The organism is Streptomyces sp. NPDC012510, assembly GCF_042955065.1.
In the GTDB taxonomy this organism is placed as follows: domain Bacteria; phylum Actinomycetota; class Actinomycetes; order Streptomycetales; family Streptomycetaceae; genus Streptomyces.
On record NZ_JBIBEN010000019.1, the window covers coordinates 145,264 to 159,696 of the forward strand.

Annotated in this window: 14 protein-coding genes; 10 read left to right on the forward strand and 4 right to left on the reverse strand. The window is 72.1% G+C overall.

Annotated features, from left to right (window positions below; genetic code table 11):
* Positions 1-114: 114 nt before the first annotated feature.
* Genes urtB through urtE form a run of 4 tightly spaced genes read left to right on the forward strand, consistent with a single transcriptional unit; the run spans position 115 to position 3,653 of the window.
* The gene (gene urtB, locus ACFY9I_RS30835; protein ID WP_391007516.1) at positions 115-999 is read left to right on the forward strand and encodes an urea ABC transporter permease subunit UrtB; all 885 of its coding nucleotides are present in this window, start codon (positions 115-117) and stop codon (positions 997-999) included.
* Complete coding sequence (urtC, locus tag ACFY9I_RS30840; protein ID WP_391007518.1) at positions 996-2,168, forward strand: urea ABC transporter permease subunit UrtC; 1,173 nt, start codon at positions 996-998, stop codon at positions 2,166-2,168. Before urtB ends, urtC begins: the two co-directional genes overlap by 4 nt.
* Positions 2,165-2,956: an urea ABC transporter ATP-binding protein UrtD gene (urtD, locus tag ACFY9I_RS30845; RefSeq protein WP_391007520.1), complete on the forward strand. Its 792-nt coding sequence runs from the start codon at positions 2,165-2,167 to the stop codon at positions 2,954-2,956. Before urtC ends, urtD begins: the two co-directional genes overlap by 4 nt.
* A 4-nt stretch (positions 2,957-2,960) precedes the next feature.
* Positions 2,961-3,653, forward strand: a complete 693-nt coding sequence (gene urtE, locus ACFY9I_RS30850) for an urea ABC transporter ATP-binding subunit UrtE (RefSeq protein ID WP_391007522.1) — start codon at positions 2,961-2,963, stop codon at positions 3,651-3,653.
* Positions 3,654-3,783: 130 nt separating this feature from the next.
* Here urtE and ACFY9I_RS30855 read toward each other — a convergent pair whose 3' ends face one another.
* Entirely contained in the window at positions 3,784-5,112 is a 1,329-nt protein-coding gene (locus tag ACFY9I_RS30855) for an MFS transporter (protein WP_391007523.1), read from the reverse strand.
* Positions 5,113-5,212: 100 nt separating this feature from the next.
* Between ACFY9I_RS30855 and ACFY9I_RS30860 the strand changes: the two genes are divergently transcribed.
* The 3 genes from ACFY9I_RS30860 to ACFY9I_RS30870 are packed head-to-tail and all read left to right on the forward strand — an operon-like array spanning position 5,213 to position 7,158.
* Positions 5,213-5,572 carry a metalloregulator ArsR/SmtB family transcription factor gene (locus ACFY9I_RS30860; protein ID WP_391007525.1) on the forward strand — a complete coding sequence of 120 codons (360 nt, stop codon included), beginning with the start codon at positions 5,213-5,215 and terminating at the stop codon, positions 5,570-5,572.
* A 9-nt stretch (positions 5,573-5,581) separates the two neighbouring features.
* Positions 5,582-6,220, forward strand: a complete 639-nt coding sequence (locus ACFY9I_RS30865; RefSeq protein WP_391007526.1) for a LysR substrate-binding domain-containing protein — start codon at positions 5,582-5,584, stop codon at positions 6,218-6,220.
* Entirely contained in the window at positions 6,217-7,158 is a 942-nt protein-coding gene (locus ACFY9I_RS30870) for an endonuclease/exonuclease/phosphatase family protein (protein WP_391007528.1), read from the forward strand. Before ACFY9I_RS30865 ends, ACFY9I_RS30870 begins: the two co-directional genes overlap by 4 nt.
* Before the next feature lie 13 nt (positions 7,159-7,171).
* Here ACFY9I_RS30870 and ACFY9I_RS30875 read toward each other — a convergent pair whose 3' ends face one another.
* From ACFY9I_RS30875 to ACFY9I_RS30885, 3 genes are all read right to left on the reverse strand, one after another.
* Positions 7,172-9,265 carry a family 43 glycosylhydrolase gene (locus ACFY9I_RS30875; RefSeq protein ID WP_391007529.1) on the reverse strand — a complete coding sequence of 698 codons (2,094 nt, stop codon included), beginning with the start codon at positions 9,263-9,265 and terminating at the stop codon, positions 7,172-7,174.
* A 61-nt stretch (positions 9,266-9,326) separates the two neighbouring features.
* On the reverse strand, positions 9,327-9,542 hold the full coding sequence (locus ACFY9I_RS30880; RefSeq protein ID WP_391007531.1) for a hypothetical protein: 216 nt from the start codon (positions 9,540-9,542) through the stop codon (positions 9,327-9,329).
* 615 nt (positions 9,543-10,157) lie between these two features.
* Positions 10,158-11,048, reverse strand: a complete 891-nt coding sequence (locus tag ACFY9I_RS30885; protein WP_391007533.1) for a (2Fe-2S)-binding protein — start codon at positions 11,046-11,048, stop codon at positions 10,158-10,160.
* Positions 11,049-11,236: 188 nt separating this feature from the next.
* On the opposite strand from ACFY9I_RS30885, the gene ACFY9I_RS30890 reads away from it, so the two are divergent.
* The 3 genes from ACFY9I_RS30890 to ACFY9I_RS30900 all read left to right on the forward strand — a co-directional run bounded on the left by ACFY9I_RS30890 (position 11,237) and on the right by ACFY9I_RS30900 (position 14,428).
* Positions 11,237-12,286 carry an iron chelate uptake ABC transporter family permease subunit gene (locus tag ACFY9I_RS30890; protein ID WP_391007534.1) on the forward strand — a complete coding sequence of 350 codons (1,050 nt, stop codon included), beginning with the start codon at positions 11,237-11,239 and terminating at the stop codon, positions 12,284-12,286.
* The gene (locus ACFY9I_RS30895) at positions 12,283-13,332 is read left to right on the forward strand and encodes an iron chelate uptake ABC transporter family permease subunit (RefSeq protein ID WP_391007536.1); all 1,050 of its coding nucleotides are present in this window, start codon (positions 12,283-12,285) and stop codon (positions 13,330-13,332) included. Before ACFY9I_RS30890 ends, ACFY9I_RS30895 begins: the two co-directional genes overlap by 4 nt.
* Positions 13,333-13,606: 274 nt before the next feature.
* Positions 13,607-14,428, forward strand: a complete 822-nt coding sequence (locus ACFY9I_RS30900; protein WP_391007538.1) for an ATP-binding cassette domain-containing protein — start codon at positions 13,607-13,609, stop codon at positions 14,426-14,428.
* The last annotated feature ends 5 nt before the right edge of the window (positions 14,429-14,433 follow it).

Sequence of the window (14,433 nt, forward strand, 5' to 3'; positions counted from 1 at the left end):
TCTTTCAGGAGCGCAAAAGGCCTGACCTTTCAGGGGCGCGGGGAACTGCGCGAGCAACCCCCCACCGACCCGCACCCGCCAAGGAACCTCGTACCCCCGACCCGGAGCCGCTCCATGACGGTCATCCTCAACCAGTCCTTCACCGGCATCAGCATCGGTGCCGTCCTCCTGCTCATCGCTCTCGGTCTGACCCTGACCTTCGGGCAGATGGGCGTGATCAACATGGCGCACGGCGAGTTCATCATGGCCGGCGCCTACACCACCTACGTGCTGCAGGAGTCGATCAGCGGCGCCGGTGTCTCCCTGCTCCTCGCCCTGCCGCTGGCCTTCCTCGTCGCCGGCACCATGGGCGCCCTGCTCGAATGGCTGCTCATCCGCCGCCTCTACACCCGCCCCCTGGACACCCTGCTGGTCACCTGGGGCGTCTCCCTGATGCTCCAGCAGCTCGCCCGTGACATCTTCGGCGCCCCCAACGTCCAGACCCGCGCCCCCGAGCTGCTGACGGGCAACATCTCGGTAGGCGGTATCACCTTCGCGAACAACCGGCTGTTCATCCTGGGCCTCGCCCTGCTGTGCGTCCTCGGCCTCACCCTGATCCTGCGGCTGACCCCGCTCGGCCGCCGCATCCGGGCCGTCGTACAGAACCGCGACCTCGCCGAGGTGTCCGGCATCGCCACCGAGCGCGTGGACCGTACGACGTTCTTCATCGGCTCGGGCCTCGCCGGCGTGGCCGGTGTCGCACTCACCCTGGTCGGCCCGATCGGCCCGACGATGGGCACCAACTACATCGTCGACGCCTTCCTGGTCGTGGTCGTCGGTGGCGTCGCCCAGCTCAAGGGCAGTGTCATCACCGCCTTCGCCCTCGGCGTCCTGCAGTCCGTGTTGGAGTACTCGACGACGGTCAGCGTCGCCAAGGTCATCGTGCTCGTGGCGATCGTCGCCTTCCTGCAGTGGCGACCCCAGGGCCTCTACACACTGCGCACCCGGAGTCTGGCATGACGACGACCACACCCATCCCCGAGAAGACGGCTCCCGTGGCCGAGCCGCCGGCCTCCCTCCTGGAACGCTTCCGCGTGCCCGGCGCCTTCCTCCTCGCCGCCGTCCTCCTCGTCGGCGTTGCCCCGCTCGCCCTCTCCGACTTCCGGCTCAACCTCCTCGCCAAGTACCTGTGTTACGCGATCGTGGCGGTCGGCGTGAGCCTCGCCTGGGGCCGCGGCGGGCTGCTCGTCCTCGGCCAGGGCGTCTTCTTCGGCCTCGGCGGCTACGCCATGGCCATGCACCTCAAGCTCGCCGACGCCGCCGCCACCGGCCAGACACTGCCCGACTTCATGCAGCTGTACGGCACCGGGGACACCCTGCCCTGGTGGTGGCAGCCCTTCGCCAACCCGGTCTTCGCCCTGGCGATGACCGTCCTGCTCCCGATGGCGGTCGCCGCGCTGCTCGGCTTCTTCGTCTTCCGTCGCCGGGTCAAGGGCGCCTACTTCGCGATCCTCAGCCAGGCACTGGCCGCCGCCCTCGCCATCTGGCTCGTCGGCCAGCAGGCCACCACGGGCGGCACCAACGGCCTCACCGACATCCAGGGCTTCTTCGGCTACGACCTCAACGACCCGGTCAACCAGCGCATGGTGTACTTCATCATCGCCGTGGTGCTCCTGCTGCTGATGGCCGCCGCCCGTCAGCTGTTCGTCAGCCGCTACGGCGAACTCCTGGTCGCCGTACGGGACTCCGAGGAGCGGGTCCGCTTCCTCGGCTACGACCCGGCCAACGTCAAGCTCGTCGCGTACGTAGTCGCCGCCGGCATGGCGGGCCTCGCGGGCGCTCTGTTCGTCCCGGCGGTCGGCATCATCTCCCCGGCGCTGATCGGCATCGTCCCGTCCATCGGCTTCGTCATCGGCGCGGCCGTCGGCGGCCGGGCCTCCTTGGTGGGCGCGGTCCTCGGCGCCGTCGCCGTGGCCTGGGCGCAGAGCACCCTCTCCGACGCCTTCCCCGCCGCATGGACCTATCTCCAAGGCCTGCTGTTCGTGCTGGCGGTCGGCTTCCTGCCCGGCGGCCTCGCGTCCCTGGCGAGCGTGGTGCGCGGGCGCCGCACGCCCAGGACCGGGGCCACGACCACGAACCAGGCCCCGGCCCAGAACCAGGCCTCGGCCCCGACAGGAGGAACGGCATGAGCGGCGAGGGACTGACGGTCCGCGACCTGCGGGTGACGTTCGACGGCTTCAAGGCCGTCGACGGCGTGGACCTCGACATCCGCCCCGGCGATCTGCGCTTCCTCATCGGACCGAACGGCGCCGGCAAGACCACACTCGTCGACGCGGTGACCGGACTGGTCAGGTCCACCGGGTCGGTCCGCTTCGGCGGTGAGGAACTCATCGGCAAGCCGGTGCACCGGATCGCCCGCCGGGGCATCGGCCGTACGTTCCAGACGGCCACCGTCTTCGAGGAACTGACCGTCCTGCAGAACCTCGACATCGCGGCGGGCGCCGCACGCGGCCCGCTGACACTGCTCCGGCGCCGCAAGGGGGTGCCGGAGGCGGTGACCCGGGCGCTGGAGACCACCGGTCTGACGGCGCTGCGGGACCGTCCGGCGGGTGTGCTCGCCCATGGCCAGAAGCAGTGGCTGGAGATCGGCATGCTGCTCGTCCAGGACGTACGGCTGCTGCTGCTCGACGAGCCGGTCGCCGGGATGAGCCACGACGAACGCGAGGCCACCGGCGAGCTGTTGCGACGCGTCAGCGAGGACCACACCGTCGTCGTCATCGAACACGACATGGACTTCATGCGCTCCTTCGCCCGCAGTGTCACCGTCCTGCACGCCGGCAAGGTCCTCAGCGAGGGCTCCGTCACCGAGGTCCAGGCGGACCCCAAGGTCCAGGAGGTCTACCTGGGCCGCGCGTCGGAACCGGAGCCCGCCGCCGCACCGCTCGCCGCTCCCGTCCCCGTCGCCGAGGAGGCCTGACGCCATGCTGGAGATCGACTCCCTTCACGCCGGCTACGACCGGACGACCGTGCTGCACGGTGTGACCGTCTCCGTTCCGAAGGACGGCGTCGGAGCCGTCCTCGGCCACAACGGCGCCGGCAAGAGCACCCTCCTGCGCGCCACGATGGGCCTGCTCAAGCCGAGGAGCGGGACCGTGCTGCTGGACGGCGAGGACATCACCCACCTCGCCCCGCACCAGCGGGTGGCCAGGGGCATGGCGTACGTGCCCCAGGGCCAGCAGTCCTTCCCGCACCTCACCACTGCCGAGAACCTGCGGCTGGTAGCCGACGGCCGTGCGGACGGCAGGGAGGCCGTCGCCGAGGCGCTTGACCTGTTCCCCGTCCTGCGGGAGCTGTCCGGCCGCCGTGCCGGCCTTCTCTCCGGGGGCCAGCGCCAGCAACTCGCCATCGCCCGCGCCTTGATCACCCGCCCCAGGCTCCTCCTCCTCGACGAGCCGACCGAGGGCATCCAGCCCTCCGTCGTCGCCGAGATCGAGGAGACCATCCTCGCCCTGACCCGCCGAGGCGGTCTCGGTGTCCTCCTCGTCGAACAGCACGTGGGCTTCGCCATGCGCGCGGCCGAGCGGTACTACGTGCTCGAAGCGGGCCGGGTCACCTCGTCGGGCGACGGCGGCACGGGCGCCGAGCAGACCGTACGGGCGGCGCTCAGCGTGTGACATCACGGCGGCACTCAGCGTGCCACACGGGTGGCACCCAGGGTGCGAGATCCGCGGGTGGGCGCCCCGCGTGCCCGCCGACGCCTGGCGCGGGTTCCGTTCCGGGTCCCGCCCCCGGTGCCGGTTCCGCCTACGTTCCGGCGTGCAGACCGTCCGCGAGCCGGCCGTGGCTGTGCCGCCAGCCCGCCCTTACGCGCCGGGCGCCGACCAGATGCGGGTGCCCGACGGGCAGGTCCGCGTGCACGTGGGCCATGGGGGGCGACGCCGGCCACAGCCGTACGGCCAGCAGCGCGGCGGCCGAGGCGATCGAACCCAGGGCGAGGACCGTCCAGTCGAGTCCGGCGGCCGCCCCCAGCCACCCGGCCAGAGGATAAGTGAGCAGCCAGCAGCCGTGCGAGAGGGAGAACTGCGCGGCGAACGCGGCCGTGCGCTCCCCGGGCGGCACCGAGCGGCGGACGAGCCGTCCCGCCGGGGTGAGCACCGCCGAGCACGCGGCACCGAACGCGGCCCAGACGACGAGCAGCGCGGGCAGCCGCCAACTCCCGCCCGACACTTCCGTGACGACCCCGAGCCCGGCGAAGACGACACCCAGCGACAGGGCGCCCGGCAGCATCACCGCCCGGTCCGGCACCCGGTCCAGGACACGCGGCAGCACCAGGGCCACGACCATCGACCCGGCCCCGTACGCCCCGAGCGCCAGCGCCACGGCCCCCTCCGACAGCCCCAGTACATCGCGGACGTAGACCACGGAGTTGACCGTCACCATCGCGCCGGCCGCCGCGACCGCGAGGTTCAGGGCGAGCAGGGCCCGCAGCCGGGGGACGGCGAGGAAGAGGGGGATGCCCGTGCGGGCGACACGGCCACCGTCGGGTGCCTTCGGACGGGCGGTCCGAACGGGCAGCGCGGCGGACACCACCAGCGCGGCCGACGCGAGGAAGCCGAGCACCGTGCCGGTGAAGAGCCAGTCGTAGGTGACCACGGACAACAGCGCCGCCGCGAGCGCGGGGGAGAACAGGCTCTCCAGGTCGTAGGCGAGCCGCGACATCGACAGCGCCCGCGTGTACCGGCGTTCGTCTGGCAGGACGTCGGGGATGACGGCCTGGAACGTCGGGGTGAACACGGCCGAGGCGGACTGCAGGAGGAAGACCAGCACGTACACCTGCCAGACCTCGCCGACGAACGGCAGGAACACGGCGACCCCGGCGCGCACCAGGTCCGCCGCCACCATGAGCGCCCGACGTGGCAGCCGGTCGGCGACCGCCCCGACGGCCGGGGCTATCACGACGTACGCCACCATCTTGATCCCGAGTGCGGTACCCAGCACCGAACCGGCGTCGGCGCCCGCTAGGTCGTACGCCAGCAGCCCGAGCGCCACGGTCGCGAGCCCCGTGCCCACCAGGGCGATGACCTGGGCGGTGAAGAGGTGCCGGTAGGTGCGGTGGCGCAGGACGGCGAGCATACGGACGAGTGTAGCCATCATGTGCGCATCTGCGCACATGATGGCCAAGCCGAGCGTCTGCCCCGCCCTGGCCCGCGGCCCATGGCTCTAGGCTGGACCCATGCCTGAACGCCACGCCGTGTCACCTGCAGCCGGTGCGCATCTGCGCGCCCCCGACAGCGCACGGCTCGCCGAGGCGACCGGCGTCTTCGCGATGCTCTCGGACGTCACCCGGCTGCATCTGCTGTGGCTGCTCGCCGAGGGCGAGTCGGACGTCGGTTCGCTGGCCGAACGCTGTGAGGCCTCCCGGACGGCGGTCAGCCAGCACCTCGCCAAGCTGCGCCTCGCCGGCCTCGTCGACACCCGCAGGAAGGGCCGCCACATCTACTACAGCCTCAGCGACGGCCATCTGCGACGCCTGGTCGTGGAGGCACTGAGCCACGCGGACCACAGGGTCAGCGGGCAGGCACCGCACGACTGAGGGACGGCCATGACCGCTGATTTCTCGCTCGGACAGCTGGAGTACTTCCTGGCCGTGGCGAACACGGGCTCCATGAGCGCTTCCGCCGTGCACTGCCACGCCTCCCGGGCGGCCCTCTGCGCCGCGATCACCGATCCGGAACGCCGGCTCGGGGCGCAGTTGCCGGTACGGCGACGGGCCAAGGGCGTCTTCCTCACCGAGGCCGGAACCCGCGTCCTGGAACACGCCCACGCGGTGCCGGCCCTCACCGAGGACCGCAGCACCAGCGCCAGGGCGGAGCGAGGACAGCTCGCCGGCCGGCTCACGATCGGCTGCTGCGCCACGCTCTCCCCGTTCCTGATCCCGCCCCTGGCCGACGGCTTCACCCGCCTCCACCCCGCCGTCGACCTGCGGTTCGTCGACGGCTCCCAGGAGGCGATCCGGCGAGGCCTTCTCGACGGAGCCTGCGACCTCGTCTTCCTGTACGCCACCGGCTACGCCACGGGCGCCGAGGCTGGCCTCACCTGCACGACGGTCCGCTCGCCGGAGGAGATCCACGTCGTCATCGCCCACGCCGCTACCGTCACACCCACCCACCGGGCACGCGCCTTCGCCCGGTACGCCCGCGAGACCCTGGCGACGGTGGTGGCAGAGGCCGTGACCCGGTGAAGCCGACCAGCCCGGTCGGGGCGTCGGGACGGGTGGCCGCCGCCCTGGCGGTCCTGACGGCCGGGCTGCTGGCGTTCCACCGGGCGGTCCCCAACTCCGTGGGACGCCTGGGCAGTCTGCTGGAGACGTTCCTGCCCTGGCTCGGCCTGGTGGTCGTGGTCCTGCTCGGTGTGGGACTCGTGCGCCGTTCGGCCCTCGCGCTGCTGGCTCTCCTCCTGCCGGTGGCGGCCTGGACGCACCTCTTCGGCGGGCTGCTCCTGCCCGGCCCCGGGGCGAGCGCGTACGACCTGGTGGTGGTGCAGCACAACGTCAGCGACGAGAACACCGATCCGGCGGGCACGGCTCACGCCCTGGCCGACGCCGGGCCCGATCTCATCGCGCTGGAGGAGTTGGTGCCCACGGCGCTGCCGGTCTACGAGAGGACCCTCTCCCCGGCCTACCCGTACCACGCGGTCCGGGGCACCGTCGGACTCTGGTCGCGGTATCCGCTGACCGAGGCCCGGCTACTGGACATCAGACCGCGCGGGATCACCACGGACTGGAGCCGCGGACTGCGGGCCGTGGTCCGCGCGCCGTACGGTGAGATCGCCGTGTACGTCGCGCATCTGCCCTCGGTCCGCGTCGGGGCGGGCGGTCTCGCGTCCCAGTGGCGTGACGAGAGCGCGGGCCTGCTGGGCGAGGCCGTAGCCGCCGAGCGGCGCGATCCGGTGATCCTGCTGGGTGACCTCAACGGCACCGTGGACGACCGTGGGTTGCGTCCGCTCACCTCACGGATGAACGTGGCGGAGCGGGGCTTCGCCCTCAGCTTCCCCGCCGCCTTCCCGCTGGCCCGGATCGACCAGGTCATGGCCCGCTCGGCGACCGTCGCCCACATCCGCACCCTGCCCGCCACCGGCAGCGACCATCTGCCGGTCGCCGCCGGTGTCACGCTGGACTGACCATCGGTGGGTCTCAGACCGGGTCGATGGACTCCAGTGTCGGTACGACCTCCTCGATCGAGCCGTCCGCCGCGAACACCAACCGGTCCAGGGTGGACTCGCGACGCATGCCGTCACCGCGCGGAGTGCCGGGGCCCGGGATCGCGAAGCGGTGGTAACAGATGAACCAGTCGTCGGTACCGGGGACGTTCACGACCGTGTGATGGCCGGTGGCGAGGATCCCGTACTCCGGCCGCTTCCGCAGGACGACCCCCCGCTCGGTCCACGGGCCGAGCGGGGACGGGCCGGTCGCGTACGCCACCCGGTAGTCCTCGCTGCGGGTGTCGTCCTCCGACCACATGAAGTAGTAGACGCCCTGTCGCTTGAGGACGAACGCGCCCTCCCGGAAGTCGCCCGGAGTGAAACGCCGTACCCGCGCCGGGTCGAACGACACCATGTCCTCGTTGAGAGGCACCCCGTACGCCTCGCAGTTGCCCCAGTAGAGATAGGTCGTGCCGTCGTCGTCCCGGAAGACGGCCGGGTCGATCATCTGGCCCTCGTAGTCGCCCCGTGCGACGAGGGGACGGCCCAGGGCGTCCCGGAAGGGGCCCGTCGGACTGTCCGCGACCGCCACACCGATCTGCTGCTCGGCGCAGAAGTAGAAGTAGTAGGACCCGTCGCGTTCCCCGGCCGCCGGGGCCCAGGCGTAGCGGTCCGCCCAGCTCACGTCCGACTCCAGGTCGAGGACCACCCCGTGGTTCTCCCAGGTCACCAGGTCGTCGGACGAGTACACCTCGAACCGCGTCCCGCCCCAGCCCTCGAAGCCGTCCGTCGTCGGATAGACGTAGTAACGACCATGGAACTCCTGGATGTTGGGGTCGGCGTGCAGTCCCGGCAACAGAGGGCTGCGCATGTGCACGGCCTCGACGATCCAGGTGCGACCGGTACCGTCGGGCGTCGTGACGGTGTAGGGCCGGGGGGTGCGGAAGTCGCGCGGAGTGCCGGAGGGCGGGTCGATCCGGGCGTCCGAGGACAGGCCGAACTCCGGGGCGAGACCGTCGAGTTCGGTGCCGGGATGCAGAGGCAGGACGACCTTCGAGGCGGTGTCGTCGACGACCGCGTACGCCTTCAGGCCGTCGGGGACGGTGGCATCGACGACGGACGCCTTCGGCGCGAACGAGGCGAGGAGCCGGTCGTACTCGGCCCGCGTCACCGGGAGCACCGAACCGTGCCGGGCGCCCGGCGGCAGGGCGTAGGCCTCGCACCGTGTCCACGTGCCGGAGTCGAGATCGGTGGTCTCGAAGGGGACATAACCCCGCCCGCTGAACTCGTCGACGAAGAGGTACCACTTGTGGTCCTCCGTGTTCGACCTGAAGACGATCGGCCCCTCGCCCTGCTCGATCGCCCCCTGCCCGATCCGGTCGGCCACGAAGTCGTACGAGGGGGCGCACAGTTCGGCCGACTTCTCCACGGTGATGAACTTGCCGCCGGGAACGGCGGGGGAGTTGCCCCGTTCGTCCTTGGTGAAGCGGTAGTAGGTGTCGCCGTGCCGCACGACGGTGGAGTCGATGACCGAGTGGCCGGGGTCGTTCCAGAGGCGGGGCTCGCTGAACACGCGGAAGTCGCGGGTGGTCGCGTACAGCATCCTGTCGTGGGTGTCGGCGGTGTGGTCCGGGTCGTCCTCGGCGTACACCTTGGAGGCCCAGAAGACGACGTACTCGCCGAGGTCGGCGTCGTGGCAGGCCTCGGGCGCCCAGACGTTGCCGGCGGTGTCGGGGGCCACGCGCACCAGTCGGCGGTCGGTCCAGTGCACCAGGTCGGTGCTCTCCCACACCATCAGCGAGGTGCTGCCGGTGCGCTGCACCTGATCCCAGTCGCCGTCCGGCTCGCCGTGCATCCTGAGGTCGGTGGCGATCAGGTAGTACCGGTCGCCCTCCGGAGCGCGGACGAGGAACGGATCGCGAAGACCCCGCGTGCCGAGGTCCGAAGTGAGCACCGGCGCACCGCCGTTGAGCTCGCGCCAACGCAAGGGGTCGTTGCCCCTGCTGAGCGCGAACCGGACCCGCTCGCCGTCCGGGCTGCCCTCGCCGGTGAAGTAGACGAAGACGTAACCGGCGTACTCCTGCAAGCCGACCTCCAGAGCCGTTAGCTTTTGACGCTTCCTGTGGGAAACCCGTCGAAGAGTGTTGCTATCTGCGGCGAGGCACGTCAATCGCCCAGCGGCTCGGTGACGGGTCGAAAGTTTCGGCCGGGGCGTCGCCGCGCGGGTCAAGGTCGTCGCGGGAGAGCAGCAGACCGCCCAGGCACGCCACACACGCGGAGGCGATCACGGCCGCGGCCATGGGCAGCGCGGTGTCCTCGCCGCCCAGGCCCACGAGCGGGGCGACGAGCGCGGCCAGGCCCAACTGCAGCGTGCCCGCTGTGTGCCCACCGCGTGCAGGGCGCGTGCAGGGCGCGTGCGGTGGCGAGGGCCGTGGCGTTGGCGGCGACCAGCCCCCGCGAGGACATGGCCAGACAGGTCAGCACGACCGTCGCGACGAACGGGGGGGCGCCCGGCCGCCGCCGGCGCGCACATAGGGCGCTGCGGCCGCTTGCGCCTGCACCTCTCGACGACGGCCCGCTCGACGCACGGGTCCGCGCCGAGACCAGGGGCCACGGCGCGGACATCTGCATCGACGCGCTCGGTCCCGGCGTCCCGCACGAAGACGTTCCGCGTGGGCATGCGGGCATGCGGGCCATGGCGCGCGGTGGCGTCGCGGTCAACATCGGTGCCGTCGCCGGGAACGTCCCCGGCGACGTCCACCGCATGATGGACCAGCAGCTCAGGCTGATCGGCTCCGCGTGGTTCACCTCCGGAGAGGGACAGGGCATGGCCGACCTGGTCGCGGCCGGGCTGCTCGGCCTCAGCCCGCTCGAACACCAGGTGTATCCGCTGGAGCGGATCAACGACGCCGTCAGCGGCACCGCCCGGCGCAACGGCGGCTTCAGCAACTTCGTCGAAGCGGGGCGCCGGACGGCGGTCAACCCTCCAGGCGGCGCAGTCTTTCGGCCTCGCAGGTACGGGGGCAGGTGGAGCAGGCCTCGGCCGGGCGGATCGTGTAGTAAAGGCAGCACCCCTTACGGGTGCGGGTCGGGTGCTCGCGGCCGTCGCTCGTGCGCAGGAAGCGGAAGTCGGCGCCGCCGGGAAAGGGGGCGTGGGGGGAGGGCAGGACCTCGGAGGCCGCCCGTACGCCGGCGGCCTCGTCGCCCTGCGCGCGGCCCAGGTACCAGAGCCCGGAGACCAGGTCGTCGGAGACCAGGCCCCACAGCGCGCGCGAACCCCGACGCGCATACGGGCCGATCGCCTCCAGCACCGGGCCCATGTGGTCCGCGACGGCGGCCCTCAACTCGGCCCGCAGGGCCTCCTGGTGGGCGACCGTACGCACCCCGGGCAGGGCTGCCGCCTGGTCCTCCGGCAGACAGACGAGGTCGTCACCGGGGGTGATCTCGAACGTGCCCGACACGAGGTCGACCCGTATGTCTCCGGGGGCGATACGGGGCACCCGGCGCTCCAGGTACCAGACTCCGCTCATCAGCAGGCCGACCGACCAGGCGTAGTCGTGCAGGGCGCGGGAGGCGGCGACGTGGCGGGGCGCGGTGTGGTCGTAGCGGTCCTGGATGCGGAAGGCCTCCGCTTCGACGAAGGCCTCCATCTGCTCCGGGCCACTCATCAAGTCCACCGTCCGTGCGGGCACTTGGCCTGCGAGCGCACGGCCGGCCGACGGTGTCCGGGCGACCGATCGGCCGCGCTCCGTGACGCGCACGGACAGCGCCTCGCACAGGGCGTCCAGGCGGCGGTAGGAGGGGGCGAGGAGCTCCGGGACACGTGTGGCGGTGTCGGCCTGGACGTGCTCCAGGGATGCCACGGTCATCGGTGACTCCAAAGCGTGAGAGGTTTGATATCTGGAGGAGGTAAGCCTTACCTTAGCTGCAAGATCGCGTGTTGATGACCATACGGGGTGTGGAGCGGTGAATCGCGTTGATGACCAGCGAAGTTACTTGCGAGTTGATCAAAAGCGGCGTGGGTCACAGTGAACTCACGGCCGTTGAAGGCTAAAGCATGCCTAACCTAAGCTCACGTTTCGTGACTGCGACCGAACGGGCCGCGCCGATCGGCGCGCCCCCGCGTGCCCTGAGGCACTTGCCCCTGTTCCTCGGCGGAATCGGCGCGCTGGCGCTCTGCGCCGCGCTGAGCCTCGCCCTCGGAGCCCGCTCCGTGCCCCTGTCCACCGTGCTTGACGCGCTGTCAGGTAACGGACAGAGCCGCGACGCGCTGGTGGTGACGGGGCTTCGGCTACCGCGCACGGTCATCGGTCTCGCCGTCGGCGCGGCGCTCGGTGTGGCCGGCGCCGTGGCGCAGGGCGTCACCCGCAACCCGCTCGCCTCGCCGACCACCCTGGGAATCAACGCCGGTGCCGGCTTCGCGGTCGTCGTCGCCATCTTCGCGCTGAAGCTCACCGACCCCGTCGAGTACCTGTGGTTCGCCTTCGCCGGGGCCGCCGGCGCCGCCGTCCTCGCCCAGGCGCTGGCACGCCGCTCCGGCGACATCGACCCCGTGCGCCTCGCGCTCGGCGGCACCGTGCTCCAACTCGTGCTGCTGTCCTGGACGTCGGCGGTGATGCTGGCCAGCCAGCGCACCCTCGACGAGGCACGCTTCTGGCTGGCCGGCTCCATCGCCGGACGCGGGCTCGACACCCTGTGGCCGGTTCTGCCGACCCTCGTCCTCGGCCTGCTGCTCGCCCTGGCCGTCACACCCGCCCTGAACGCCCTCGCCCTGGGCGACGACTCGGCGCAGGCGCTCGGCGTACCGGTCACCCGCATCCGGCTCGCCGGCGGCATCGCGGTCGTCCTGCTCGCCGGATCGGCGGTCGCGGTGGCCGGCCCCGTCGCCTTCATCGGGCTCGCCGCACCCCATCTCGTCCGCCCGCTCCTCGGCGGCGACCACCGACTCCTGGTCCCCGCCTGTCTGATCGTCGGCCCCCTGCTCCTACTCACGGCCGACATCCTGGGCCGTCTGGTCATCCGCCCCGCAGAACTGGAGGTCGGCATCGTCACTGCGTTCCTCGGCGCGCCCCTGCTGGCCCTGCTAGCCCGGAAGGTCGCCCGATGACGCTGACCTACAAGGCGGTCGCACGGCAGGACACGCGCCGCGTACCCGGCCGTGGCCGTCTCCTCGCGTACGGTGCGACCGGCCTTCTCGCCCTGCTCGTGCTGCTCACCGTCTCCGTCTCCACGGGCGAGATGGATCTGCCCGCGTCCACCGCCCTCCGCGCCCTGGTCGGGCTCGGTGACGCCGGTGACGTGCTGGTGGTGCAGGAGTTCCGCGCGCCGCGCGCCGTCGCCGCCCTCGTGGCCGGCGCCGGACTGGGCGCGGCCGGCTGCGTCCTGCAACGGCTGTTCCGTAACCCCCTCGCCTCCCCGGACGTGATGGGCGTGACGGGCGGCGCCTCGCTCGGCGCGGTCGCGCTGCTGGCCGCCGGCGCCTCCCAACTACTCGTCCCCGTCGGCGCGCTGGCCGGCGGCATGCTGGCCGCCCTGCTGCTCGGCGTGTTCGCCTGGCGGTCCGGGCTCCCCGTCACCCGGCTCGTCCTCACCGGCCTCGCCGTCCAGGCGGGCCTCGCCGCCGCGGTCAACCTGATGATCGTGCGCTTCCCGGCCGAACTCGCGGGCTCGGCGCTGCAGTGGGTGACCGGATCGGTGTACGGCCGCACCTGGACGGAGGTCTGGGGCGCGGGCGCTGCCGTGCTGCTCGCCCTCGCCGCCGCGCTGGTCACCCACCGACGCCTGGCCGTGCTCGACCTCGGAGACGACTCGGCGGGCGCCCTCGGCCTCAACACCTCAGCCGCCCGACTCCAACTCCTCCTGGTAGCCGTCACCCTGGCCTCGCTGGCGGCCGCCCTTGCGGGACCGGTCACCTTCGTCGCCCTCGCCGTCCCCCACATCGTCCGCTTCCTCACCGGCCCGCCGACCGCCGCGACCCTCGTCCTGGCCGCCCTCACCGGAGCCGTCCTGCTGCTCGCCGCCGACCTCGTCGTCCAGCACCTCCTCCCCATCGAGGGCCTCCCGGTCGGCGCCGCCACCGCCACCCTCGGCGCCCCCTGGCTGCTGGTGCTGATGTTCCGGCAGAGCAGCCCGGTGCGGGGGAGTGGGGCATGAGGGCGCGGTCGGTGGGAGATGTCCGCGGTGCGTCGTCGGGTGCGGGTGCGGGTGCGGATGGCTGGGGGCTGATCGCGCAGTTCCCCACGCCCCTGAAAGACCGGACCCCTGCGGGCCTGAAGGGCGACGGCCCCGCGGGCCGAAAAGCACGGGACGTAGCCCCTGCTCCTCAGGGGCGCGGGGAACTGCCCGACCAGCCCTCACCGGACCCGCACCCGAAAACCGCACCCGAAAACCACCCCCGCCCGTCGCCGCCCGCCCCCAGGAGCCCCGCATGACCCCCACCAACCAGCTCTCCACGCAGGGCCTCGACCTGCGCTACGGCGACCGGCGCGTGGTCGGTGGACTTGACCTGACGCTGCCCGGCGGGGCCGTCACCGCGATCGTCGGGCCCAACGCCTGCGGCAAGTCGACCCTGTTGAGAGGCTTGAGTCGACTGCTCGCGCCCACCGCCGGCACGGTCACGCTCGACGGCTCCGACATCCACCGCATGTCCGCCCGCGCGCTGGCCCTGCGCATGGGCCTGCTGCCGCAGCAGCCGGTCACCCCGGAGGCGATCACCGTCGAGGCGCTCGTACGGCTCGGCCGGTACCCGCACCAGCGGCTGCTGAGCCCCTGGTCGGCCGCCGACCAGAAGGCCGTGGACGAGGCACTGGAGCGGACCGGTACGGCCGTGCTGCGGGACCAGCCCGTGGACCGGCTCTCCGGCGGACAACGCCAACGAGCCTGGATCGCCCTGGCGTTGGCCCAGGACACCGAGCTGCTCCTGCTCGACGAACCCACCACCTTCCTCGACCTGCGGCACCAGCTCGACGTCCTCGACCTGGTCGCCGCCCTGCACACCGAGGCAGGCCGCACCGTGGTGATGGTGCTGCACGACCTCGGACAGGCCGCCCGCTACGCCGACCACATGGTCGTGCTGAAGGACGGCAGCCTCGCCGCCGCCGGTCCACCGGCCGAGGTGCTCGACGCGGAGCTGGTCAAGTCCGTGTTCGACGTGGACTGCCGGGTCATCCCCGACCCGGAGACCGGCACACCGCTGGTCGTCCCGAAAGGCAGCGCGGTACGGCACACCACCGCGCCCGCCCCCGCCTGACCGCT